Here is a 24,274-nt window from a genome sequence, read left to right as displayed (position 1 = left end):
AGGAGAACTTGACCGGTTAAGCTCCGGCACATGCGCCTGCTGCACGACGGCTGGACCGTTCGCCCATCGACCGATGACGAAGCTGTGCCGGCCGAGATCCCGGGCTGTGTGCACACCGACCTCCTGCGCGCGGGCCGCATTCCGGACCCGTTCCACGACGATAACGAGACCCGCCTGCACTGGATCGGGCACACCGAGTGGGTGTACGAGACGACGTTCGACGCCCCGGAAGAGGCTGACCGGGTGGACCTGGTCGCGCTGGGACTCGACACCGTGGCGACCGTCTCCGTCAACGGGACCGAGGTGGGCAGCACCGCGAATCAGCATCGCTCGTACCGGTTCGACGTCAAGAAGCTGTTGCGGCGCAAGGGAAACACGCTGACCGTCCACTTCGGATCCGCGTACGCGTACGCCGAGGCGGTCCGCGCGGCCGTGGGTGAGCGGCCCAACGCGTACGACGAGCCGTTCCAGTACATCCGCAAGATGGCCTGCAACTTCGGCTGGGACTGGGGGCCGACCGTCGTCACCGCCGGCATCTGGCGCCCGATCGGCCTGCACGCCTGGTCCGTCGCGCGCCTGGCCGAGGTCCGCCCGCTGGTCACCGTCGACGGCGACACCGGCTACGTCGAGGTCTTCGTGACCCTCGACCGCGCCGCGCCCGCCGACCTCGTTCTCACACTTCAAATCTCCGGGGGAACGGCCACCACGCGCATCGGTGCCGATGAGGACTCCGCGACGGTGGCCATCGACGTGGCGGACGCGCGCCGCTGGTGGCCGCGCGGCTACGGGGATGCGCACCGCTACGACGTCACGCTGACCCTGTCCACAGTGGACGGCGCCACGCTGGACACCTGGCACCACAAGGTGGGCTTCCGCAGCGTCGACCTGGACACCACGCCCGACGCCGACGGCTCGCGCTTCGTGCTGCGGGTCAACGACACCCCGATCGCGGTGCGCGGCGTCAACTGGATCCCGGACGACGCGTTCCCGACGCGGGTCGACCGGGAGCGCTACCGCACGCGCTTCACGCAGGCGACCGACGCGGGCGTCAACTTCCTGCGCGTCTGGGGCGGCGGCCGCTACGAGAGCGCGGAGTTCTACGACCTCGCCGACGAACTGGGCCTGCTCGTCGGGCAGGACTTCCTCTTCGCCTGCGCCGCCTACCCGGAGGAGGAGCCGCTCGCCGCCGAGATCGCCGCCGAGGCCCACGAACAGGTGGTGCGCCTGATGCCGCACCCGAGCCTGGTGATGTGGGTCGGCAACAACGAGAACATCTGGGGCTTCCACGACTGGGACTGGCAGCAGCCGCTCGACGGGCGTTCGTGGGGCGGGGGGTACTACTTCGACCTGCTGCCCCGCACGGTCGCGCGGCTGGACCCGACCCGGCCGTACTGGCCCGGCAGCCCGTACTCCGGCACCCCGGACCTGCATCCCAACGACCCCGCGCACGGAACCACGCACATCTGGGACGTGTGGAACACCCACGACTACACGCGCTACCGCGAATGGCGGCCGCGGTTCGTGGCGGAGTTCGGGTTCCAGGCGCCGCCGGCGTGGGCGACGCTGCGGGCGGCCGTCTCGGACGACCCGTTGACGCCGGACTCCCCCGGGATCGCCCATCACCAGAAGGCCCGGGAGGGCAACGACAAGCTGCTGCGCGGCCTCGCCGGACACCTGCCCGCACCGGCGGACTTCGACGACTGGCACTGGGCCACCCAGCTCAACCAGGCGCGGGCGATCCGGTTCGGGATCGAGCACTTCCGCGCGCTCCGTCCACTGTGTACCGGCACGATTCTCTGGCAGCTGAACGACTGCTGGCCCGTCACGAGCTGGTCCGCGGTCGACGGGGACGGCCGGCGCAAGCCGCTGTGGTACGCGCTGCGCCGCGCCTACGCCGACCGGCTCCTGACGTTCCAGCCCGACGGCGAGGATCTGGTGCTCGTGGCGGTCAACGACGGCCCGGCCCCGTGGCGCGAGAGCGTCGAGGTGGTGCGCCACTCGTTCGCGGGCGACGCCCTCGCCGGTGTCACGCTCGACGTGGACGTCCCCCCGGGCGGGGCGGCGCGGCTCACCCTGCCGGCGCGCGTGGCCACCCCGGGCGACCCCGCCGCCGAACTGATGACCGCCGGCGACGCGACGTGGTTCTTCGCCGAGGACGTCGATCTCCGGTATCCGGAGCCGGCGTGGGAGGCGACCGTCGAGGGCGACACCGTCCGGATAACGGCGCACACCTTGCTGCGCGACCTGGCGCTCTTCCCCGACCGCCTGGACCCGACCGCGAGCGTCGACGACCTGCTCGTCACGCTGCTTCCCGGGCGCAGCCACACCTTCCGGGTCCGCGCCGGGGGCACACCCGACCCGGCGGCACTGACGTCGCGGCCGGTGCTGCGCTGCGCCAACGACCTCGCTCACTTGGTCGCACCCAGCGTCAACCCGTTGTAGATCCAGCGCTGCAACGCCAGGAACGCCAGCAGCGTCGGCACGATCACGATGACCACACCGGCGGAGATGACCTCCCACCGCGCCCCGAACGGCCCCTTGAACCGGAACAGCGACGTGGAGATGACGCCGAGATCGCGGTCCGGCATGTACAGGAACGGGATGTAGAACTCGTTGTAGATGGCGATGCCCTTGACGATGACGACCGTCGCGATGGCCGGCTTCAGCAGCGGCAGGATGACGCGCCGGTAGATGGTGAACGCGTCGGCGCCGTCGATGGCCGCCGCCTCGTCCAGCTCACGGGGCACCCCGCGGAGGAACTGCTGGAAGATGTAGATGGAGATGATGTCGGTGCCGAGGAACAGCGCGATCGCCGACCACCGCGTGTTGAACAGGCCGAGCCGGTTGACCACCTGGAACGTGGCCACCTGCGTGGTGACGCCCGGCACCAGCGTCGCGAGGAGGAACATCGCGATGACAAGCCCGCGCAGCCGGAACGTGAACCGGTCCAACGCGTACGCCGCCATCGACCCGATGAGCACGGAGCCGACGAGCGAGAACGCCAGAATGATGCCCGTGTTGACGAACCCGGTCAGCATTCCCCCGTCGTTGAACGCCGTCACGTAGTTGTCCACATTGGACCAGTCGCCCGGCAGGTCGAACGGCCCCGAGTGGAGGTACTCGTCGTTGGTCTTCGCCGCCGCGATGACGATGACGACCAGCGGCAGCAGCATGACGACCGCCGCGCCGACGAGCGAGGCGTACTTGAGCACCGTGGCGATGCGACTCATGTGAGGTCCACCCGTTCCTCCGGTACCACGCGGCGCTGGATCCAGGTCACCACCAGCACCAGCAGGAGCAGCACGACGGCCATGGCCGAGGCGAGCCCGAGCTTGTAGTACTTGAATGCCATGTTGACGGCCGAGATGACGAACGTCTCGCTGCCGTTGGCCCCGCCGGTCATGATGTACGGGATCTCGAAGACCGACAGGGAGCCGGAGACGGCGAGGATCACCATCAGCCCGATGACGGGTTTGATGCCCGGCAGGATGATGTACCGCGCCTGGTGCCAACGGTTCGCGCCGTCCAGCTCCGCCGCCTCGTACACCTGCGCCGGGATCGACTGCACCGCCCCGAGGAACAGCACGAAGTTGAGGCCGAGGTAGCGCCAGATCGACGTGCCGGCGAGCGACCAGTTGACCGTGTCGGGGTCGCCGAGCCACTGGTGCGTCAGGCTCTCCAGTCCGATGAGGCGCAGCGTGGTGTCCAACGTTCCACCGGGTTGGAAGAAGTAGAGGAAGACCATCCCGATGGCGACCCCGTTGATGAGGTACGGGAAGAAGAGGATCCCCTTGAAGAGGTTGCGGAACCGGACGTCGAAGCTGAGCACGATCGCGAAGTACAGCGCCAGCACGGTCTGCGCGGCCGAGGCGACGATGTAGTAGAGGCTCACCTTCAGCACGCCGAACAGCTCCGGCCGGGTGGCGATCTCGACGTAGTTGTCGCCGCCGACGAACTCCTTCGTGGGGCTCAGCCCGTCCCACGCCGTCACGCTGTAGCCGAACATGCTCACCACGGGCAGGTAGGTGAAGACGATCAGCAGGGCCAGCGGGACGGCGAGGAACAGATAGGGCGTGAGCCTGATGCGCTTCTTCTTCACTTGACGGTGGCCCTGGCCTGCTTCCACCGCTTGTTCAGGTCGGCGAAGATGTCCTCCTTGGACTCCTTCTTGGCGCCGCGCGCCGCGTCCACGATGCGCTGGCGGTACTTGCCGTCGAAGAGCGCGATCTCGGCGGCGTTACCGATCTTCCCGTCCAGCCCCTCCTGGCCCTTCGGCGCCGGGTTGAACTCCAGGTACTGCACGTCGGCCGCGGCGAGGTCGGCGAGCGTCGCGGGCATCTGCTGGCCGAGCACCACCGGCACGCCGCCCTGGTCGACCGCGTAGTTGGACTCGTCGGCGAACCACTCGACCCAGGCCCGCGCGGCGGCCTTGTGCTTGCTGTTGCGGTTGACGGCGTTCTTGTAGTCACCGGAGACGACGGTGTGGAACTTCCCGTTGGTCTGCGTCGGGAACGGCAGGTAGCCGATGTCGGCCTTGTCCGGCGCGGCCGCCTGCATCTGCACGACCGACCACGAACCGAGCGCCATCGTGGCGACCTTGCCGGTGCCGAGGAGGCCCTTCGACTGCTCCCAGTTGGTGGTCGTCGGGTCGGGCTCGGTCAGCCCCTGCTTCACCACGTCGAACAGCAGCGAGTCGATGACGTGGTGCTCCTTGCCGGCGGTCCACGGGGCGTCGTCCTGGGCGAGCTTGGTGACGGCGTCCGGGTCGCCGGTGATGGTGCCCCGCAGCCCCTCCCACTGCCCGAGCGGCCAGGTCTCCTTGTAGTTGGTGTAGAGCGGGATGGCGCCGGTCTTCTCCTTGACGGCCTTGAGCGCCGCGAGGAACTCCTCCGGGGTCTTCGGCGGCGCGGTGATGCCGGCCTGCGCCCACACCTTCTTGTTGTAGACGAACCCCTGCGCGTTGCCGGTGATCGCCAGCCCGTACACCTTGCCGTCGAACGTCTGCTCGGTGCGCACGAAGCGGTACCTGTCCTTCAGCTCGTCGACGGTGCCGAGCGGCTCGAAGAACGCGGGCAACTGGTCGGCGTTGACGGAGTTCGGAATGAGCAGGACGTCGCCGTAGTCCTTGGTGCCCATCCGGATCCGGACCTCACCCTCGTAGTCCGTGATGGCCTCGAACTTCACCTTCACGTCGGGGTATTTGGCCTCGAAGCGTTTCTTGTATTCCTGGAACACCGTGTTGACGATGTCTGTCCGCTGGGTGAGAACGGTGATCTCACCCTCGACCTTTCCGCTGTCGGCGTCGTCGCCGCCGCTGCAGCCGGTCGCCAGCACTCCGACCGCGAGCAGCCCGGCCGCTATTGCCTTACGCATAACCGCATTTCCGCCTCTCGATGAGCAGGGAGCGATCGCGTGGCCCGACCGTACACGCGGTCAACAGGGCGGTCAACGCCGTCGAGGAGCCTTTCGCCGAACTCCAGTAACCGGTTAAGTTAAATCGCACCATAACCGGTTAAGTGTTGCCTGCACATTGGTGTGCGCCGCTGAAATGATCAGGTGGGATCGCCCACCGGAGCGCTGCCGGCGGGGTGTGCCGTACCGTGCCCGCATGGCGAGGCGCGGCCCGGCCGGCGTTCAGCGGACCGGCGAGTACGGCACGATCGAGCTGGTTCCCGACCGGGACCGGCCCGGGTCGTGGATCCTGCTCACCGACGGGCGGCAGCAGTCCTACGTGGACACCGACGACCCGCGGCAGCTGCGCTTCGGGTACGTCCGGCGGTTCCGCGCGGTCGTCGACGCGGCCGCCCCGGCCGGGCGGCCACTGACCGTGCTGCACCTGGGCGGCGGCGCCCTCACGCTGCCGCGCTACGTAGCGGCGACCCGTCCCGGCTCTACCCAGCGGGTGGTGGAGCACGACGCCGTTCTCATCGACATGGTCCGCGAACATCTGCCGCTGCCGCGCGGCGCCGACGTGCGGGTGCGCGCCGCGGACGCCCGCGCGGTCGTCGAGTCGACCCGGGACGGCCGCTTCGACCTCGTCGTGTCGGACGTCTTCGACGGCGGGCGCATGCCGCGCAGCGTGGCGAGCACGGAGTTCTACGGGCACGTCGCCCGGATCCTGCGCCCCGGCGGGCTCTTCGTCGCCAACGTGACCGACGGGCCGCCGATGACGTACACCCGCACCCAGGCCGCCACGCTCGCCGGGGCCTTCGGCGGCGGCGACACCTGCCTGCTGACCGAACGCAGCCTGTACGCCGGCAACCGGCACGGCAACTCGGTCCTGATCGCCGCGGCCGGGCCGCTGCCGGTCGCGGAATACGCGCGGGACGCGAGCCGCGACCCCGAGCCGTGGCTGATCCTGCACGGCAACGAGCTGACCCGCTTCACGGCCGGCGCCAGGGCGATGACGGACGCGACGGCGACGGACTCCCCACCGGACTGAACACGCGAAGGCGCCGCCGGCGAATCACCGGCGGCGCCGTATCGGCACGGCTCAGACGTACCCGGTGGTGCCGAGGTCCAGGCCGCCGGCCACGCCGTGGGAGTCCACCAGCTCCTGCTCCGTCTCGGTCGATCCGAAACAGACCGACCAGGAGTGCGCCGCCACGCCGGACGACGGGCACGTCCAGTAACCGATCGTGTCGCCGGTGACCGGGGGAGACTTGACCAGGTCCGCCGACGCCGAGATCGAGTACAGGGAGGACCGGTTGTTGCGCACGATCACCGCCGCCTGCACGGCGCCGCCGCCGACCGATCGGATCGCGCAGACCTGCGCGAGAACGTTGCTGTTCACCGTCTTGGTCGAGGCACAGCGCCACGTCGCGTCGCTGCTGGTGATCGGATTCGTGTTGCCGTAGGGGCGCCACGTGCCCTGCGAAGCGGCCTGTGCCGGGCCGCCGGTGATGACGTTCAGCCCCAGGACGGCCATGACGACCGCGGTCGCTCCCACTGCCCACTTCTTGAGTCGCACTCGTTCTCCCCTGTGTCGGCGACATCGATGCGATGACCGTATGGGGGGCCGCTCTCGTCCCGCTCTCCCCGACGCAGCGGCTCCGACCTGCGTCGGCCGTGCGGGTACCGGCCCGAAACCGCCCCTCGAACTGCCGCTCAGGACAATGCGGCGAGCACTTTCCGGCAGCGCCGCAGCAGTTCCTCGTCCTCGTCCGGCTGGGTCCAGTGGTCGCGGCGCCGCTCCGCCAACTCCTGCCGGATCCGCGGCACGGCCGGCGCCGCGAGACTTCCCATCCGCTCCAGGCAACCGATGGAGACCCGGGCCGTCACGGGATTGGCCTCCCAGCCGCGCAGCAGCGCGTCGAGCACCGGCGCGGCCGCCGGCTCACCGGTGATCTCCCAGATCGCGGCGGCCCCGTGCACCGGCTTCCAGCCGAACCGGTCCTCGCGGCCCAGCCACTCTCGCAGCCGGGGCAGCGCGACGGCGGCCGGCGCTCCGATCCGGCCGAGCGCCTCGGCCGCGTCCGTCATGCCCTCGTCCAGGAGCGCGAGCAGCGGCGGCAGAGCCTCGTCCGCGTCGCGCCCGATCTCCCACAGCGCCGACGCCGCCGCCGAACGCACCCGGATCTCCTGCGCCGGGATGAGTCGCCGCACCTGCGGAAGCACGGCCGAGGCCACGGGTCCGAACCGCGCGAGCGCCCTCAGGGTCCACCCCACCGCGTCCCACGCCTCGTGCCGCACCGCCGCGGTGAGGTGGTCGGCGAGGGCCGGCAGCGCCCGCGGGTCGCCGAGCACCCCGAGGGCGTACACCGGCGAGCCGAAGCCCCGTTCGAGGTCGTCGCGGGTGAGATCCTGCCGGGCCAGCAGGGCGCACAGCGGCGGCACGAACAGGTCGGCCGCGTCCGGCAGGCAGCCCGCCACCTGCACGGCGCGCCACTCGTCGACCCCGCGGTCGAACGCCACCAGCAGGCTCGGCACCGCGCGGACGTCACCGAGCCGGGCCAGCGCCCGCACGGTCGTCTGGTGCGCCCGGCGCAGGTGCGGGTCGTCGGCCGCCCACGCCGCCGGTCCGGCGGTGACCGCGCGCGCCGCGAGCGAGGCGCGCGCGGGCTCCGCCAGGGCCCCGCACGAGTCCAGCGCGCCGGCCGCCTCGGCGGTCACCTCGTGGTCCGCGCCGAGCTGCGCGCCGATCGCGGCGATGAGCACGCCGTGGTCGCCTCGCCACTGCCGCACGAGGTCGGCGCCCATCCGGATCGCGTCCACCCGGGCGCCGGGGTCCGGATGGGCCAGTTGTGCCTCCAGCAGCGCCGTGCGTTGCGGCACCCGCGAGTCGAGCACCCGGTGGAACGTCGTCAGCAGCCCGGTGGTGTGCGCGTGGACGCGCCCGTGGCGTTCGAGGTCGGCGAAGGCCTCCACCACGTGCGGCGGCACGCCCTCCTGGGTCACCGGCTCGGGCTGCGGCAGCGGCCACGGCAACCGGTCGCCGTCGACCGTCCACAGGAGACCGACGACGGTCGGCACGAGGTCGTCGTCGATGCGCTCGGGCACGCACCGCGCCCGGTGCACGAGGGCCGCGATCCGGACCTCCGGCTCCCGCTCCGCATCGGCGGCCAGCCGGTCGAACCAGGCAACCGCACCGTCCACGCAGGACCGGTCGCGCAGCGCCAGGTCGGCCATCGCCGCCACCAGCAGCAGGCGCTCGTCCACGCCGTACTCCGCGGCGAACCGCGCACGGATCACCGCCGTCGTCCCGGCCGGATCGCCGTCCAGGAAGAGTCCCAGCGCGGGGACGGCCGCCCTGCGGACCATGCGGTCGGCGTCGGCGGCCAGCCCGACGAACTCCGCGCCCCGGCCGCACACCAGCCGCGCGGCGGCGTTGTGATCGACGTACTCACGCGTCTCGGGGTCGTGCTCGTCGATGTCGCGGAAGTACTCGCTGTCGCGGCGCTCCACCGCCTCGCGACCGATGTCGACGAGCAGCCGCAGCACCGACGCGCGATCCGGGGTATCCGGGTCGTGCACCAGGTCGAACAGGAACGGCAGGCTCGCCGTCGTGCACCGGCTGATGTCCCCCTGGTGATGCACGGCACCGTAGAAGCGGTCGAGCGCCTTGCGCCGTTCTCCCGGATCGGGCGAGCGCAGGGCCGTCAACAGCGACGGGACCTCCTCGGCCGACCCGTACGCATGCTGCATGGACGCCCAGTCGACGTCGTGAAGTCCGTCAAGCACGGACCGCACTATGCCCTTGGGGTACGACAAAAACGTCCCTGGGTAAGACGGGATGCGGGGCGGGAGCCACCCACCGGCGCCCGCCCCGCACGTATCACTCCCCTGCGTGAATCACTCCGCTACTCGAAGACCAGCCGGAACGTCGTCGTCGTGTTGCGGACGTTCTCGGCGTTGTTGCTGTAGCGCACATTGCGGAACGTGGCCTGCCCGACGGCCGGCCCCTGGTCCGGCTCCGGCAGCTCGTTGGCCCAGATGCCGATGCCGGACTTCGCGTCGTACCGGTCGCCGCTGCGGCGCGCCCCGCTGATGGAGACGTTCGTGAGGATCGTGTCCGTCACCGCGAACTCCGGCGAGCCGGGGCTGCTGTACTTGGTCTGGAACATCACGCCGACGTAGGTCGGGTCGACGATGTCCACATCGGACACCCGGATCCCCTGGAACTCCTTGGACGCCGAGAAGCACCAGATCGCCGGGAACACCTGATCGCCCCAGAAGTGGCCGCCGGCGCGGAGAATCGTCGCGTTCTCCACCCGGGTGGGCGGGCTGGCGCCGAAGCCGTTGAACGGATAGCCGAAGTTGAGCGAGCTGATGGTGATGCCGGAGTACACGAGCGTGTCGGCGATGTAGAGATTGCGGAACACGTTGTCGAAGCCGCCGTAGACCGCCAGTCCGGCCGCGCGCCAGGTGAGGATCGACGTCAGGTTCTCGAACACGTTGCCGCGGTTGTCCCCGCCGCCGCCGTCCTGGGCGTTGAACAACGCGAAGCTGTCGTCGCCGGAGGAGCGGGATTCGTTGTTGGCGACCAGGTTCCCGGTGCTGCCGTTGGTCATGTTGATCGCGTCGGCGAACGTGTCGCGGATGCGGTTGTCGCGGATCGTCATGTTGTCGGTGTTGGCGCCCCAGAAGAAGACCACCTGATGCTCCACCCAGATGTCCTGGAACGTCATGCCGGAGGCGTTCGCCACGTTGAACACCTTGCCCGAGGAGTCGCTGCGCTCGACGAAGTTGCCGAAGACGGCCAGGTGCGCGAAGGTCGCGCCGTTGGCCCCGCTGCCCACCTCGAATCCGATGTCGGTGTTCTGCTGACCCGGCGGTGCGGTGATGCGGGTGAACCACGGGCCGGCCCCGACGATGCGCAGCGCCTTTCCGTACACCTGGTACTTCTGCTGGGCGGGATACGTGCCGGCCGGCAGGTAAACGCCGACGAGGTTCGCGTCCTGACGGGCCCGGTCGATCGCGGCCTGCACGTCCTGCTGCCCGAACCCGGTCGGCACCGCGTAGCGCGCCGGGTCGGGATTGGCGAGCGCGGTCGCCTGTTCGAGGCTGACGAAGTCGACCGTGTACGTGAGGCCGTTCGCCGGATCCTTCTGCAGCTTGATCCTGCTGCCGGCGTTGACGGTGCGGTCGAGGACGACGTTCGCCTCGTCGTAGATGTGCCTCGGCGCGCCGGCGCCCGGCGAGTTGCCCGGCCCGGACTCCGCGCCGTACAGCCAGGCGTACTTCGACGTCAGGTCGATCGCCTTGTGGAACACGCCGTCGACGTAGAGGTTCAGCGTCGAGGTGAGGCCGCCGCCGCCCGCCGCGTCCGGCATGGTGAAGCGCACCACGAGGGTGTTCGCCTGGGCCCGCGTCGTCCACTCCACGCTCGCGCCGGCGTTGGCGAGGGTCACCGCGCGGCGGCCGGACGCCTCACCCGCGGGGTCGCCGACCGTCCTGTTCGGACCGATGGCCGCCGCGCCGCCGCCGAGCACGCCGTCCTCCGCCTCGTAGGTGTCGAACGGCAGGTTCGCGCCGCGGCCGACGAACAGCGGGCGTTCGCTGGTGTTGTTGGCGCGCTTGACCGGCACCTCGTTGGCGTCGTCGGCGATGACGACCCGCACGGTGAACCGGCCGGCGGCCGAGGTCCAGGTGCCCAGCGACACCGGTGCGGTGGTGGCACCGGCGGCGATCGTTCCACTGTGGACACCGGTGAGCGTGCGCACGACCGTGCCGTTGCCGTCCAGGACGGTGAGCGTGATGCCGTGCGCCCCGGCGGCCGAGGCCAGCGTGCCGTCGTTGCGCAGCGCCACCGCGAACGTGAGCGTCGCGCCCGGCGCCGGTGCGGCCGGCGTCCAGGCGACCGAGGCGGCCACCAGGTCGGAACTGCTCACCGGCCGCACCACCAGCGGGTTCGGCGCGGTGTAGGTGTTGTTGGTGTCGCTCTGCTCGATGACGGTGTTGTCCGGGTCGACCTGCGCGGTGACGGTGTAGCTGCCGGCGGCGCGGGTGCCGATGGGCACGTTGACCGTCGCCGAGGCGCCGGCGGCCAGGGCGGGCACGGTCCCGGTGCCCTCCGGCGTCACCTTCAGCGTCGTGGCGGCGGCCGGTGCGGTGCCGGCGTTGCGCACCGTCGCGGCGACCGTGACCGCGTCGCTCTCCACCGGGTCGGCCGGGTTCCAGGAGAGTCCGGTGACGGTCAGGTCCGGGTTGGGTGCCGGGGTGCCGATCACCTCGAACTCGGCGAGCTGGCCGCCGGGCGCGCCGCTGTTGGCGGTGAGGCGCAGCTCGACGTCGGCGGCCGTGGCCGTCAGCGCGATCCGCACGACGTTGCCCGACGCCGGGTCGAACGTGTAGTCGGCCGCCGCCCGGAGGGTCGTCAGGCCGGTCGCGTCCTGCGCGCGGCCCAGGATCTCGATCCGCTGCACCCGCCGGCCCCACGCCGGGTCCGGGTTGAGACGCAGGTTGATCCCCGTGATGCTCGCGTTGGCGCCGAGCTTCACGGTCAGCGACGCCGGATAGGCGCCGCCGGCGCTCTCCCAGTACGTGGCGGGGTCGTTGTCGTTGGCGTTCGTGGCGACGTAGGTGTGCACCGTCGACGAGGCGCTGATGGGCTTGCCGACGGCGAGGTTCGCGCCGGTGCCGGTGCCCGTGCGGGTGACGGCGTTGCTGTCCGGCGACGCGTTGCCGGCGGCGTCCCGGGCCCGCACGGTGTACGTGACGGTGGCGCTCGCCGGCTGCTCGTCGGTGTAGGTGAGCACGGCGCCGGCGACGGAGAACCGCAGCGCGCCGTTCGCGTACACGTCGTAGGCCGTCACGCCGACGTTGTCGGTGCCGGCGTTCCAGGTGAGGCGGATCTGGGTGCCGGAGGGCTGGGTGTACGCCAGGTTCGTCGGCGCCGTCGGCGGTTGGGTGTCTCCGCCGGCGCCGGTGCGGGTGACGCTGTTGCTGTCCGGCGAGACGTTGCCGGCGGCGTCCCGGGCGCGCACGGTGTACGTGACGGTGGCGCTCGCCGGCTGCTCGTCGGTGTAGGTGAGCACGGTGCCGGCGACGGTGGTGCGCAGGGCGCCGTTGGCGTAGACGTCGTAGCCGGTCACGCCGACGTTGTCCGTGGCGGCGTTCCAGGTGAGGCGGATCTGGGTGCTCGACGGTTGGCTGAACGCCAGGGCGCCCGGCGCGGACGGCGCCTGGGTGTCCCCTGTGGACGGTCCGTACACCTCGAACTCCGCCAGCTGCGCCGCCGGCCAGCCGGTGTTGCCCGTGACGTGCAGCCGCACGTAGCGCACGGAGGTCGCGCCGAACGTGACCGTGACGGTGTTGTCCGTCGACGGCGCGAAGACGTATCCGGCCGACGCCACGATGTCGTGGAACGCGCTGCCGTCGTTGCTGCCGCGCACCGTCAGGGTCTGCGTGCGCGCACCCCAGTCGGTGAGCGGCAGGCGCAGCACCAGCCGGTCGACGGCCACGGTCGCGCCGAGATCCACCTGGATCCACTGCGGGAACGCGCTGTTGGCGCTCTCCCAGTACGTGGCCCGGTTGCCGTCACCGGCGTTGCCCGCGCCGAGCGAACCGTTGGCGCTGCTGGCGGTGAACGTCTTACCGGCGGCGAGATTCGGACTGCCGCCGGACGGGCCGTACGCCTCCACTGTGGACAGTTGCGCGGCCGGCCAGCCGGTGTTGGCGCTCACCACCAGCCGCAGGTAGCGCAGCTGCGCGCTCGGGAACGTCACCCGTACCGTGTTCTGCGCCGACGGGTCGAACGTGTAGCCGGCGGCGGCCCGCACCGTGGCGAACGTCGACCCGTCGGTGCCGCCCTGCACGGCGATGGTCTGGGTGCGCGCCGCCCAGCCGGAGGGCAGGCGCAGCACCAGTTCGGCCACGGCCCGCGGCTGGCCCAGGTCGACCTGTGCCCACTGCGGAAGGGCGGCGCCGCCGGCGCTCTCCCAGTAGCTGGCCTGGTTCCCGTCGGTGATGTTCGCTGCGGGGAACCCGCTGACGGTGCTGCTGGCGGCGGTGGCCCGCCCCGAGGCGAGGTCGGGGCCGTCGGCCGCCGCGAACGCGAACGGGGCGTTGAGCCCTGCGGCTATCAGGGCGAGGATGATCAAGAACCAAGGTCTGCGCGTCATGGCGTTCCCTCTCTCGGGGACCGGACGCGATCGGCCCACGTGTCATCGCCGGCAGGGGGCGCTGCCGGTGGGACACGTCGATGGGAGGCCTGTCGGGGGTCGCGGCCGGGTCGAAGGCGGTCGATCCTGCCGAAGGATAGACACACGGGAATCAAGAAGTCCATGCATGGCTGCAAGACTTCTTCAGGCGGAAGTCAAAATCTTTCAGTCGCCTCGCAAGAACTCGACAGACTCAGCAGGGCGTCGTGTACTCGATGGTCGGGAAGTACCGCTTCCACTCTGCTTTGTCCACGACGTTCTGCCACCCGCCGCACATGCGCTCGTAGACCCGTTTCGGCTCCAGGTCCCACAGCTGGACGCCGACCGGCGGACCGAAGATCTGGTAGCCGCTCGCCGACGTCTCCGCGGCCAGGATCCGGCTGTCGTCGGTGAACGCGGCCGCGCTGCTCTGGAGCCGGTCGGCGCGCGACGGCACGGCCGCCACCAGTGTCGGGTCGCCGTCCACCCGCCAGAGCAACAGCCGCCGGTCCACCCCCGAGGAGGAGTAGCCGACGAGCATCTTGCTGTCCGGACGGGCCGTCAGCAGCCCCACACCCTTCTCCACGGTCAACGCCCCGCGGATGACCGGCCGGCGCGGGTCGCTGATGTCCCACAGCTCGAGCGTGTCCTGCGAGATCACACCCAGCATGCGGTTGTCCGGGGACGCGAAGAGCTCCCGGCCCTCGGATCGGACGATCCCGGCCTTCTCCACCTTGTCCGGTGCGGTGCGCACCCACAGCTGCGCGAAGAACACGTCGCCTTGCCGTCCCCGGGTGATGTACACCTTGCTCGTGACGTCGTTGTTGACGCTGCCGCCCTCCACGGCCCCGTCGAGCGTGCCGGACCGGCCGGGCCTGGCCGGATCCGAGACGTTCCACAGAGTGATGTCTGTCTTGCCCCACACCGTCAGCTCGCGCCCGCCGGCGAACCACACGTAGTCCACCGGCGACGGTGCGGTGACGGTGCCGACCCGGACCGGGCGCAACGGGTCGCGCAGATCCCACAACTGGATCTCGGTGCTGCCCTCCGACGCGATCGCCAGCAGTTGCCCGTCCTCGGTAATGGTGACCTGGGCGCCGTTGTCGCTCAGCGAACGGGCCGGCAGAATCTCGCCGCCGACCGGGTTGGCCGGGTCCGCGACGTCCCAGAAGCGCAGCTTCGTGCGCGCCTTGTCCCGCGAGACGAGGAACGGCCGCCCGCCCGGCATGAAGGCGGCGGCCCGCCACTCCACCGGAAGCTGGACCACCTGGCGCGGCGTACCCGCGCTGACGTCCCACACCGTGGCGCCGATGTCCGGGCCCATCTGCTCGTAGCTTCTGTCGTACTCCGTCACGTCGGTGACCAGGTACTTGTGGTCCGCCGAGAACGGACTGCCCGGCACGACCGACCCGGTGTTGGGCATCCGTCCCGGGACCGGCCGCGCGGTCGGGCTCCACAGGGCGATCGTGCCGTCCGCGCCCCCGCTCGCCAGCGCCTCCCCGTCGGGCCGGAAGACCACCTGGTCGTGCTCGCCCGGCCCGACCAGGCCGGTGCCCGACCCGAACCGGATCTCTCCCTGGTCGAACCGCCACACCGAGACCCCGGCCTGGTCGTCGGCGGCCGCCAGCACCTTCCCGTCCGCCCGCCACGACAGCGAGTTCGCCAGCCCGCCCCCGGCCATGCTCAGGTCCTTGAACGCACCCGGCTTGTCGGGGTTGGTCACGTCCCACACCCGGGGGCCGAGCGGCCCCGAGGAAGCCAGCCGGGTGCCGTCCGGGCTCCACGCCACGACCACCGCGGTCGGTGTTTCCAGGGGAACGCCCCGCAGCGTCGGCTTGCGCCGGTCCGTCACGTTCCAGATGCGCACCCACGGGACCTTGTCCGCACCGATCGCGTTGGCACTCGCGAGGCTGCGCCCGTCCGGACTGAACGCCACCGAGAAGACGATGTCGTTGTCCGGCTTCCACGACGTGGCGATCGTCGGCTTGCGCGGGTCGGACAGGTCCCACAGCCGGATCTCCGTGCCGGAACCCGTCGCCACCCAACGCCCGTCCGGCGCGAACGCCACCGAGTACGGATCCGCCTCCGCCGACGGCACGGTCGCCTGCAGCGCCGGATTGCGCGGATCGGAGATGTCCCACACCGACAGCGACTCATGGGCCGCGCCGACCAGCGTCTTCCCGTCCGCGCTCAGCGCGATCGTGCGCGCCGGCGTCTTGATCCGCGACAGCGCCTTCGGATGGCGCGCGTCGGCCACGTCCCACAGCGCGATCGACCCGTCCCGGCTGGAACTGACCAGCGTCCGGCCGTCCGGCGTGAACCGCAGGTTGTGGATCAGGTCCTTGTGCGCCGGGATGTTCGTCGGGAACGGCTGGGTGTACGCGCCGAACAGCGCCTCCCGGGCCTGCGGGGTCGGCGAGATCTTGTACGCCGTCAGCGCCAGCTGGAGCGCGGTCGCCGGATCGGTGGCGCGCAGCGCCGACGCCTGGGCGGCAACCTGTCGGGAGGCCGTCAGCTCCCGTTCCTCGCGCGCGGCGCCGTACTGGGTGAACGCCACCGCGCCCGCCGCACCGGCCACCAGCACCAGGATCGTCGCGATCGCCGTCACCGCGCGCCGCACCCGCTTGCGCCGCGACGCCGCCCGGATGCTGGTCTCCAGGAACTCCTTCTCCAGCGTGCTCAGCGGCGGCCCGGTCCGGTGCGCGGCCAGCGGGCGGGCCGTCTCGAGGCGCACGCCGGCGTAGAGGCCACCGGGGTCGCGATCCTCCCGCGCCCACGAACGGGCCGCCTCGGACAGCCGCTGCCGCACGATCAGGTCCGCGCGGTCCTCGTCGAGCCAGCTCCGCAGCCGGGGCCACGCGCGGATCAGCGCCTCGTGGGCCACCTCGGCGGTGTCCGCGCCGACCGTGACGAGGCGCGCCTGCGCCAGCCTGTTCAGGACGCGGGCGACCGTGGCGTCGGGGCCGGGGTCGTCGGTGATCAGGTCGGCGAGGTCGACCCGGCGGCGGGTGTCCTCGGCCTGTTCGCGGATCTCCACCATGCGCGGCAGCAACCGGCGCAGCGCGGCCCGTTCCTCGTCGCCGAGCTGCTGGTAGACCGTCTCGGCGCTGGCCGCCACGGCACCGCCCACGCCGCCGGTGGCGCGATAGCCCTCGAGGCCGAGCGTCGAGTCGGTGCGCTGCTGCCAGGTCGCGTAGAGCGCGTGCGACAGCAGGGGCAGCACGCCGGGGTTGCCCGCGCCGACGTCGAGCAGCAGCACCTCCACGAGGCCCGGCTCCAACGTCAGGCCGGCCTGCCGCGCCGGTTCCTCGATGGCGCGGCGCAGCTGCTCCGGGCCCATCGGGCCGACGGTGACGTTCTCCTCCAGGATCGGCACCAGCTCCGGGTAGGCGGCGCAGCGGGAGTAGAAGTCGGCGCGGATGCCGAGCACCACGATCGCGGCCTGGTCGTCGGCGCCGCTGCCGGCGGCCGCGCGCAGCGCGGCGATGAACGCCCGCCGTTCGGCCTCGTCGGCGCAGAGCGTGAAGACCTCCTCGAACTGGTCGACGACCAGCACCAGCCGGGGCCGCACCGACCCGCGCGGGATGCGAGCGGCGCGCAGGGCCTGCAACACGTGCACCGCGAACGTCTTCGGGTCGCGGCTGATCTCCTCGTGCAGCGCACCGCCGGGCACCCGGGCGAGGGCGGCGACGGCGGAGGCCAGTTCGCGCAGCGGATGCGCCCCGGGGGTCAGCGCGACGCGCGGCCAGTCCTTGACGCCGTCCACGGTCACGGTGGCCGCCGCCGCCCCGGTCACCAGGTCGCCGCGTTCCAGGGACGCGAGCAGCCCCGCGCGCAGCACGGAGGACTTGCCGGAGCCGGACGGCCCGAGCACGGCCAGCAGCCCGCTGCCGGACAGCCGGGCGGCGAACCGCTTGAGCAGGCTCGCCGTCAGCTCCTCCCGGCCGAAGAACCGGTCCGCGTCGTCCTCCTGGTAGGAGGCCAGGCCGAGATACGGACTCTCCACTGTGGACGGTGTGGCGGTCAGCCGGTCCAGCAGTTCCCGCGCGGTGGGCCGGTCCCGCGGGTCCTTCGACAGCGCGGCGGCCACCAGGTCGCGCAGCGGGCCGGCGAGCGTGCCGAGGTCCGGCGGGTCGTTCAGGATGGCCTGCGCGATCGCCAGCGCGGAGCCGCCCTCCCCGAACGGGATCCGCCCCGTGCCGGCGAACGCGATCACCGCGCCCCAGCCGAAGATGTCGACGGCCTGCGTGGCGATGCGCGTGGCGGACGGCCCGAACCGTTCCGGGGCCATGTACGGCACGGTGCCGACGACGTTCTTCTCGCCCGTGAAATTGCCGGCGTCCACCGGCTGCGCGAGGCCGAAGTCGATCACCTTGGGGCTGCCCGGTGCGAGCAGCACGTTGCTCGGCTTGAGGTCCCGGTGGATGACCGACGCGCCGTGGATCGCGGTGAGCGCGGCCGCGGTGCCGACGGCCAGCGCGTAGAGGTTGGCGGGGCTCAGCGGGCCGTCGCGTTCGACCACGTCACCGAGGCTCGGCCCGTCCACGTACTCGATCGCCAGGAACGGCGGGTCGTGCTCCAGGTCGGCGTCGAGCACCTCGGCCGTGCAGTACGGCGGCACCTGCTGGGCCCGCGCCACCTCGCTGCGGAACCGGCGGGCGTGCGCCGGGTCGCCGGCCAGCGCCGCCTTGACCACCTTGACCGCCACCGCCCGCCCGGCCGGCGAACTGCCCAGGTACACCGTGCCCATGCCGCCCTCGCCGAGCCGGCCGAGGATCTCGTACTGGCCGAGCCGGCGCGGGTCGCCGGGCAGCAGCGGCTGCGTCCGGTGCCGCGGCGTCACCCCGGCGAACGCGTCCGGTGACAGGCCGTTGAGTACCGCAGAAGTCATGATTCTCCCCGCACGGTGCGGTCTTGCCCCGTCGACGGGCCACGCCGGGCGGGCGGCGGGACGGCACGGCACACGCTCAACGGGAAAGCCTCTCGCTCAACCACTCGGCCTCGGGCACGCCGATGCCGCGATAGATCTCCAACGCCGCCCGCCAGTAGCGGCGGGCGAGGGCCGGGTTGCCGACGGCGTCGCGGGTGTGCCCGATGCCCTCGAGCGCCCGCGCCGTCGCGTACCGGTCGCCGGTCAGCTCCGCCAGCACCAGGCCCGCGCCGTGCTGCTCGCGCGCCTCCCGGTACCGGCCGAGCTTGTGCAGCACGGTACCGAGCGCGTTGCGCGCGTCGGACTCGCGGCTGCGGCTGCCGATCTCCTCGGCGATCGCGATGACGCCGCGGAACGTCTCCGCCGCCGCGATGAAGTCGCCCTGCCGCGCCTCGATCGCGCCCAGGTGCCGCAGCGCCTGCGACTCGCCGGCCCGGTCGCCGATCTCGCGCAGGATCACCAGCGCGTCCCGGTGCCGTTCGGCGGCGGCCTTCCAGTCCCCCTGCCGCTGGAAGACCGCGCCGAGGTTGTCGAGCGCGCGCGCCTCGCCGGCCCGGTCGCCGATCTCCCGCAGGATGTCCAGCGCCGCCGAGTGGACGGCCGCGGCCTCCGCCCAGCGCCCCTGCCTGCGCAGCACCGCGCCGAGGTTGTCCGACGCCCGCGCCTCACCGCGCCGGTCGCCGATCTCCCGGAAGACCTGGACCGCCTGACGGGAGTCCTCGACCGCGTCGTCGTAGCGCCCGAGCTGGTAGTGGACCGCCCCGAGGTTCGTCAGGACGCGGGCCTGACCGGCCGCATCCCCGATCTCGCGGAACGCCGTCAGCGCCCGCACGTAGTCGTCGGTGGCCCGGTCGTAGCGCCCCCAGCGCCACCACACGGTGCCGAGGTTGGTGCGCGCCGTGCTCTCGGCCCGGACGTCGCCGAGCACGCGGGCCGCTTCGAGGGCAGCCGTGTGCACCCGAACGGCGTCGGTGTGGTGAGCGCCGTTCTGCAGGTAGCGCCACAGCACCTCGGCGAGCCGGCCCGCGTGCGAGGGCCACCCCTGCCGCGCCGCGAACCCGGCCGCGTCGACCAGCGTCTCGTGTTCCTCCTCCAGCCAGCGCCGGGCCTGCTCGGGACCGTCGAACGCCCGCGCCGGCACGTCGAGCGTGGGCCGGTTGTGGCGTTCGGCGGGGAACGCGGCGTCCATCGCGCCCGCCGCGCTGCCGAGCAGGTGATCGAGGAGCCGGTCGACGGCGGCGCGCCGGTCCTCGTCGGACTCCTCGCGCACGGCCACGTCGCGGGCGTACGCCCGGAGCAGGTCGTGCATCGTGTACCGCCCGCTGCCGGAACGCTGCACCAGGTGCGCGCGGGCGAGCGTGTCCAGCGGCCGCCGCACGGCCGCGGCACCGACACCGGCGAGCGCGGCCGCCGCCTCGACGCCGACCTCGGAGGAGGGCCCGAGCCCGAGCAGCCGGAACAGCCGCCCCGCGTCGTCCGGCAGGTGCCGGTAGGACCAGGAGAAGACGGCGCGCACACCGGTGCGTTCGTCTGCGCCGGCGTCGAGGAGGTCGAGCCGGCTGTGCTCGTCGCCGAGTTCGGAGACCAGCTTGGCCAGCGGGTCCTCGGGCCGTTCGATGACCATCTCGGCGGCGACGCGCAGCGCGAGCGGCAGGCCGGTGCAGAGTTCGACCAGGGTGGTCACCGCTTCGGGCTCGGCGGCGGCGCGTTCGCCGAGCAGCGTGTGCAGCAGCCGTTCGGCGTCGGCGCCGTCGAGCAGGCCCAGGTCGAGGCGGCGCGCGCCGTGGCGGGCGATGAGGCCGGCGAGGCTGTCCCGGCTGGTGACGAGCACGAAGCAGGTGGATGTCCCGGGCAGGAGCGGGCGCACCTGCTCGGTGTTGATGGCGTTGTCGAGCAGGACCAGCATCCGGCGCCCGGACAGCAGCGAACGGTACCGGGCCGCGCGTTCGCCGACGTCGTACGGCACCTCGCCGGTGGGTACGCCGAGCGTGCGCAGGATGCGGGCCAGCGCCTCGGCGGGCTGCATCGGCATGTCCGGGTCGTAGCCGCGCAGGTCGAGGTAGAGCTGCCCGTCCGGGAACCGGTCGGCGACCAGGTGCGCCCAGTGCACGGCGAGGGCGGTCTTGCCCACTCCGGCCGTTCCACTGACTGCCGAGATGACGACGGCGGTCCGCTCGGGTGCGGCATCGAGCAGGTCGTGCATCGCCGCGATCGTCGTGTCACGCCCGGTGAACGCCGCGACGTCCGGCGGAAGCTCGCGCGGAACGGCTCCCCGTGACGGCTCTTCGACAGGTACGATCGCGGAAACTTCATTGACAGGGGTCGACCCGGCCCCTACAGGCGGGCCCCCGAGGGGACCCATGGAGGCCTCCCGGGCCTCCTCCCACAGCCGCTCGATCTCCCCGACGTCCCCCTCCAGCGCCTCGGCGACCGCCCGCACCACTTCCCAGCGGGACAGCCTCGGCGCGCTGAAGACGTCATGGATCGTGGTCGGGTTGATCCCCCGGGGCCGGGTCGGGTTGCGCGTGGCACGCTGCAACGTCCGCATGCTGGGTTGCCCGGCGGCCCGGTGCAGCCCGTGCATCCGCTCGAAGAGCGCCCGCATCGGGCCGTCCTGGACCAGAGGCATGCTGACATGCCCCATTTCGCCTCCCCGTCGCACTCCGCCCGCTGAACTAGCAACAATGCCAGTCGCACACAGCTTTTGTCAGCTTGGTTCGACTGACTGTCAGCGATGGCTCGGTCCTTTCGGGCGCACACCGGACACGGCATGCTCACATCCATGGTTGTGAAGCGAGTGGACGACGGGGACACGGTCGACCCGTCCGCCGAGGTCAAAGAGTTGATCACCGACTGGGAGGACCCCGAGGGGACCATCCACCCGGCCGGAACGAAGTTGGAGCTCGACGCGGAGACCGCCGCGGAACTCGAGCAGCTGGGCCTTCTCGGGCCGACAGCGATCTGATCTGCCAACGCAGTGCGGGACGGCACCGCCGATTCATTGGACGGGGGAAACGATGGGCGACGGTGCCGTCAACTCTGCATTGGCACGGCTCGCGCGCCGGGAACGGGCGCGCGCCGACCTGACGCAGGAGGAGGTCGCGGAGTACGCGCAGATCAGTGTGCGCACCATCCGCGATCTCGAACGGGGGGCGGTCGGCCGGCCGCGAAGGGACACGTTGGAGCGCCTGGCTCGGGGGTTGGGGCTCGCGGGTCGGGCTGCGGACGAGTTCGTGGCGGCCGGTCGATCGTTGACGGACGACGAAGTGGAAGAAACCACCATAAGCGAGGGGACGCCTCTCGCGCAGCTGCCGCTGGACACACGGGGATTCAGCGGCCGACGCGCGGAGCTCGCCCACCTCGACGCGGTCGCGGCCGACCCGGAGCTGGCCACCCGGGCGGCCCTGACCGTGATCACCGGCCCACCGGGCGTCGGCAAGACCGCCCTGGCCGTGCACTGGGCGCACCGGGTGCAGCGCCGGTTCCCGGACGGCCAGCTGTTCATCTCGCTCGACGGGCCCGATCCGATGGCCGGTGTGCTGGCGGCGCTGGACGTCGCACCGGACCGCGTCCCGGACGGCACGCCCGCCCGCGCCGCGCTCTACCGCAGCCGCCTCGCCGGGCGGCGGATGGTGATCGTTCTCGACGGGGCGCAGGAGGCCGACGCCGTGCGGCCGCTGCTGCCGGCGTCCCCGAGCTGCGCGGTCGTCGTCACCGCCCGGCCACGACTGGTGGACCTGGTGGCGGTGGACGGCGCGCGACCGCTGCCGCTACGCCGGCTCTCCGACGCGGACGCGCGGGACCTGCTGGCCGCCCGCCTCGGTCCGGAACGCCTCGCCGCCGAACCGCAGGCGGCCGCCGTCCTGCTGGCCCGCTGCGCCGGCCTGCCCTCGGCGCTGACCCGGGTGGCCGCGGAGGCGGAGTTCGATCCGGACTGTCCGCTCTCCCACCTGACCGGACGGGTGCCGGGACAGGCCCGCGCCGGGTAACGTCGAAGCACTCACCCGTCCGGCGGGAGGAGACGCCGATGCGCCCGATGGCCACGACTCCGTCCGACCTGCCGGAATGCCGGGTGCACGTGGCCCGCCATCCCAGTCGCACCGTCGTGACGGACCGGGTCGACCCGTCGATCTTTCAGGGCCAGCTCACCCACTGGCTGCTCGGCGCGGTGCTGACCGACGAGCGCGGCCTGTACCGCACCCATCCGAGCCGGCACCCCCAGGTGCACGAGCGCGCCGATCGCCCGACCCGGGCGATCGTCATTTTCATCATGTTCTTCGTCGGCGTCTGGACCACCTGGTTCATCGGCATGGCGCTGGGCGTCCTGGCCCTGGTGGCGATCACGCACCTGCGCGACCGGATACCGCGGCGCAGCGAACCGCCGCAGGAGGATCCGCGCCGCATCACGCTCTTCCGCCAGCAGGACCGCGAGGCCTACGACGAGGCGTTGGAGTCCGCGCGGCGGTTCAGCGCGGGATGGCCGTCGCTGGCGCAGCTCATCGACCCGGACGAGGCCCGCGACACGCTGGCCCGCACGCTGTGGGACGTGGCCGAGGTGCTGGCCCACCGGCAGGCCGTGCACAGCTTCGTCGCCGAGTTGCTCGCCTACGACGTGACCGGCCTGCCGCCGGAGAGCCCGGTGCACGCCCGCATCCGCGAGGAGGAGAAGGTCGCGCGCGACAGCCTGCCGGCCATCGAGGAGGAGCTGCGCGCGCACCTGTCCAACCTGCGCACGATGGCCGACTCGGCCGAGGAGTTCGCCCGGGAGATGGAGCTGCGCGAGCGGGAGCGGGCGATCGGCGAGGCGATCGACTCCGCCCGCCGCAAGCTGGACACGACCGCGGCCGGCCGGGTCGCTCCGGCGACCGCCAGCCGGGAGCTCGCCGACCGCACCGCCGCGGTGCTCGCCGCCTACCGGGACCTCACGTCCCGATACGCGTCGTAGGCAGGGCTGGCCCGTGTCCGGCGGAGTGGGCGCGGGTTCGGGCCGGCTTGAGCAGGCGCATCAGGCGGTGACGGTGACGCCCCGTGCCCGGAGTCGGTCCAACAACCGTGCGTTGTCGGGTGTGACGGTCCGCTCGGGGTAGGAGCACCGCGGGGTGTAGGAGAGCGCGCGCAATGCGGGCATGTCGGCCAACGGAGCCAGATCGTCGGCCTTGTCCCGGTCGAGACCATTGTTGCGAATCGTGAGTTCCTCGATCCGGGTAGCGGCCAGCGGCCTGAGGTCGTTGACGTTCTGGGAATCCAGGGACAGCACCCGCAACGACGGGATCCGGGCGAGCGGCCCGATGTCAGCCACCGGGAAGCCGCCACGGATGTGTAGCTCGTGAAGCTTGGTCAGGCCGGTCAGGGGAGACAGGTCGCTCGCCTTGGTGAAGTAGTCGACCACCAGTTTGCGCAGGTTTGGCAGCGTCTCGGCGATGCCGTCGAACGATCGGATGTCGAACTCGTCGCCTCCCCCGTCATTCTGGGCGTATATCGCGAACATTGTCAGGTCGCTGCTGTCGCTCCAGGTCAGCTCTTCGGTCGCGGCGAGCTGGTCCTGGCTGATCGGGATGGCCAGGAGCGCATCGACCACCTCTTGACGGTATCGAAAGTCTCGGTCATCGGGGCTTTCGCCGTCCTTCAGCGCGCCTTCGGGCGTTTCGTTGAACGCGTCGACATCGAAGCGTGGCAGCACGCCGGCCCTGGTGAGCGTGTCGACGATGGCCAGGCGCAGGTTGACGTCCACGGCGGTGACTGTAGTCCCGCACATCAATCGCGC

At 71.8% G+C, this 24,274-nt stretch carries 14 protein-coding genes; 5 read left to right on the top strand and 9 right to left on the bottom strand.

Going from position 1 to position 24,274, the window contains the following annotated elements:
- The first annotated feature begins 30 nt into the window (after positions 1–30).
- Positions 31–2,442, top strand: a complete 2,412-nt coding sequence (locus Val02_RS00345) for a glycoside hydrolase family 2 protein (protein WP_203896787.1) — start codon at positions 31–33, stop codon at positions 2,440–2,442.
- Here the strand turns inward: Val02_RS00345 and Val02_RS00340 are convergent.
- Genes Val02_RS00340 through Val02_RS00330 form a run of 3 tightly spaced genes read right to left on the bottom strand, consistent with a single transcriptional unit; the run spans position 2,409 to position 5,373 of the window.
- Positions 2,409–3,230 (bottom strand): carbohydrate ABC transporter permease, encoded by an 822-nt coding sequence (locus Val02_RS00340; RefSeq protein WP_203896786.1) that lies wholly within the window; start codon positions 3,228–3,230, stop codon positions 2,409–2,411. The genes Val02_RS00345 and Val02_RS00340 overlap by 34 nt on opposite strands.
- Positions 3,227–4,099 (bottom strand): carbohydrate ABC transporter permease, encoded by an 873-nt coding sequence (locus tag Val02_RS00335; RefSeq protein ID WP_203896785.1) that lies wholly within the window; start codon positions 4,097–4,099, stop codon positions 3,227–3,229. The genes Val02_RS00340 and Val02_RS00335 overlap by 4 nt, the downstream gene beginning before the upstream one ends.
- Positions 4,096–5,373 (bottom strand): ABC transporter substrate-binding protein, encoded by a 1,278-nt coding sequence (locus Val02_RS00330; RefSeq protein ID WP_203896784.1) that lies wholly within the window; start codon positions 5,371–5,373, stop codon positions 4,096–4,098. Before Val02_RS00330 ends, Val02_RS00335 begins: the two co-directional genes overlap by 4 nt.
- Positions 5,374–5,608: 235 nt before the next feature.
- Between Val02_RS00330 and Val02_RS00325 the strand changes: the two genes are divergently transcribed.
- The gene (locus Val02_RS00325) at positions 5,609–6,442 is read left to right on the top strand and encodes a spermidine synthase (protein WP_203896783.1); all 834 of its coding nucleotides are present in this window, start codon (positions 5,609–5,611) and stop codon (positions 6,440–6,442) included.
- A 51-nt stretch (positions 6,443–6,493) separates the two neighbouring features.
- Here Val02_RS00325 and Val02_RS00320 read toward each other — a convergent pair whose 3' ends face one another.
- The 5 genes from Val02_RS00320 to Val02_RS00300 form a co-directional block, all read right to left on the bottom strand.
- Complete coding sequence (locus Val02_RS00320) at positions 6,494–6,949, bottom strand: hypothetical protein (RefSeq protein WP_203896782.1); 456 nt, start codon at positions 6,947–6,949, stop codon at positions 6,494–6,496.
- A gap of 158 nt (positions 6,950–7,107) precedes the next feature.
- On the bottom strand, positions 7,108–9,180 hold the full coding sequence (locus tag Val02_RS00315; protein ID WP_203896781.1) for an amino acid adenylation domain-containing protein: 2,073 nt from the start codon (positions 9,178–9,180) through the stop codon (positions 7,108–7,110).
- A 119-nt stretch (positions 9,181–9,299) separates the two neighbouring features.
- Entirely contained in the window at positions 9,300–13,562 is a 4,263-nt protein-coding gene (locus Val02_RS00310; RefSeq protein WP_203896780.1) for a discoidin domain-containing protein, read from the bottom strand.
- Between the two features lie 232 nt (positions 13,563–13,794).
- Positions 13,795–18,471, bottom strand: a complete 4,677-nt coding sequence (locus Val02_RS00305; protein WP_203896779.1) for an nSTAND1 domain-containing NTPase — start codon at positions 18,469–18,471, stop codon at positions 13,795–13,797.
- 76 nt (positions 18,472–18,547) lie between these two features.
- A complete protein-coding gene (locus Val02_RS00300; RefSeq protein ID WP_203896778.1) occupies positions 18,548–21,139 on the bottom strand; it encodes an ATP-binding protein in 2,592 nt (863 codons plus the stop codon).
- A 153-nt stretch (positions 21,140–21,292) separates the two neighbouring features.
- Here Val02_RS00300 and Val02_RS00295 point away from each other — a divergent pair, with 153 nt between their 5' ends.
- From Val02_RS00295 to Val02_RS00285, 3 genes are read left to right on the top strand one after another with little or no spacing between them, the layout of a single operon-like run.
- Positions 21,293–21,475 (top strand): hypothetical protein, encoded by a 183-nt coding sequence (locus tag Val02_RS00295; protein ID WP_203896777.1) that lies wholly within the window; start codon positions 21,293–21,295, stop codon positions 21,473–21,475.
- A gap of 52 nt (positions 21,476–21,527) precedes the next feature.
- Complete coding sequence (locus Val02_RS00290) at positions 21,528–22,499, top strand: helix-turn-helix domain-containing protein (protein WP_203896776.1); 972 nt, start codon at positions 21,528–21,530, stop codon at positions 22,497–22,499.
- 38 nt (positions 22,500–22,537) lie between these two features.
- Complete coding sequence (locus Val02_RS00285) at positions 22,538–23,455, top strand: hypothetical protein (RefSeq protein WP_203896775.1); 918 nt, start codon at positions 22,538–22,540, stop codon at positions 23,453–23,455.
- A 60-nt stretch (positions 23,456–23,515) separates the two neighbouring features.
- On the opposite strand, the gene Val02_RS00280 is transcribed toward Val02_RS00285, so the two are convergent.
- Positions 23,516–24,241, bottom strand: coding sequence for a DUF6892 domain-containing protein (locus Val02_RS00280; RefSeq protein WP_203896774.1), 726 nt, complete (start codon positions 24,239–24,241; stop codon positions 23,516–23,518).
- Positions 24,242–24,274 lie beyond the last annotated feature (33 nt).

Source organism: Virgisporangium aliadipatigenens (assembly GCF_016863615.1).
In the GTDB taxonomy this organism is placed as follows: Bacteria; Actinomycetota; Actinomycetes; order Mycobacteriales; family Micromonosporaceae; genus Virgisporangium; species Virgisporangium aliadipatigenens.
The sequence above is the reverse complement of the archived record's forward strand: the minus strand, read 5'-3'. Positions and strand labels throughout refer to the sequence as shown.

Excerpts from the sequence above, each read along its gene's own strand:
- Val02_RS00345 (WP_203896787.1), top strand. The coding sequence starts at position 31 with ATGCGCCTGCTGCACGACGGCTGGACCGTTCGCCCATCGACCGATGAC.
- Val02_RS00340 (WP_203896786.1), bottom strand. The coding sequence starts at position 3,230 with ATGAGTCGCATCGCCACGGTGCTCAAGTACGCCTCGCTCGTCGGCGCG.
- Val02_RS00330 (WP_203896784.1), bottom strand. The coding sequence starts at position 5,373 with ATGCGTAAGGCAATAGCGGCCGGGCTGCTCGCGGTCGGAGTGCTGGCG.
- Val02_RS00325 (WP_203896783.1), top strand. The coding sequence starts at position 5,609 with ATGGCGAGGCGCGGCCCGGCCGGCGTTCAGCGGACCGGCGAGTACGGC.
- Val02_RS00310 (WP_203896780.1), bottom strand. The coding sequence starts at position 13,562 with ATGACGCGCAGACCTTGGTTCTTGATCATCCTCGCCCTGATAGCCGCA.
- Val02_RS00305 (WP_203896779.1), bottom strand. The coding sequence starts at position 18,471 with ATGACTTCTGCGGTACTCAACGGCCTGTCACCGGACGCGTTCGCCGGG.
- Val02_RS00300 (WP_203896778.1), bottom strand. The coding sequence starts at position 21,139 with ATGCCTCTGGTCCAGGACGGCCCGATGCGGGCGCTCTTCGAGCGGATG.
- Val02_RS00295 (WP_203896777.1), top strand. The coding sequence starts at position 21,293 with ATGGTTGTGAAGCGAGTGGACGACGGGGACACGGTCGACCCGTCCGCC.
- Val02_RS00290 (WP_203896776.1), top strand. The coding sequence starts at position 21,528 with ATGGGCGACGGTGCCGTCAACTCTGCATTGGCACGGCTCGCGCGCCGG.
- Val02_RS00285 (WP_203896775.1), top strand. The coding sequence starts at position 22,538 with ATGCGCCCGATGGCCACGACTCCGTCCGACCTGCCGGAATGCCGGGTG.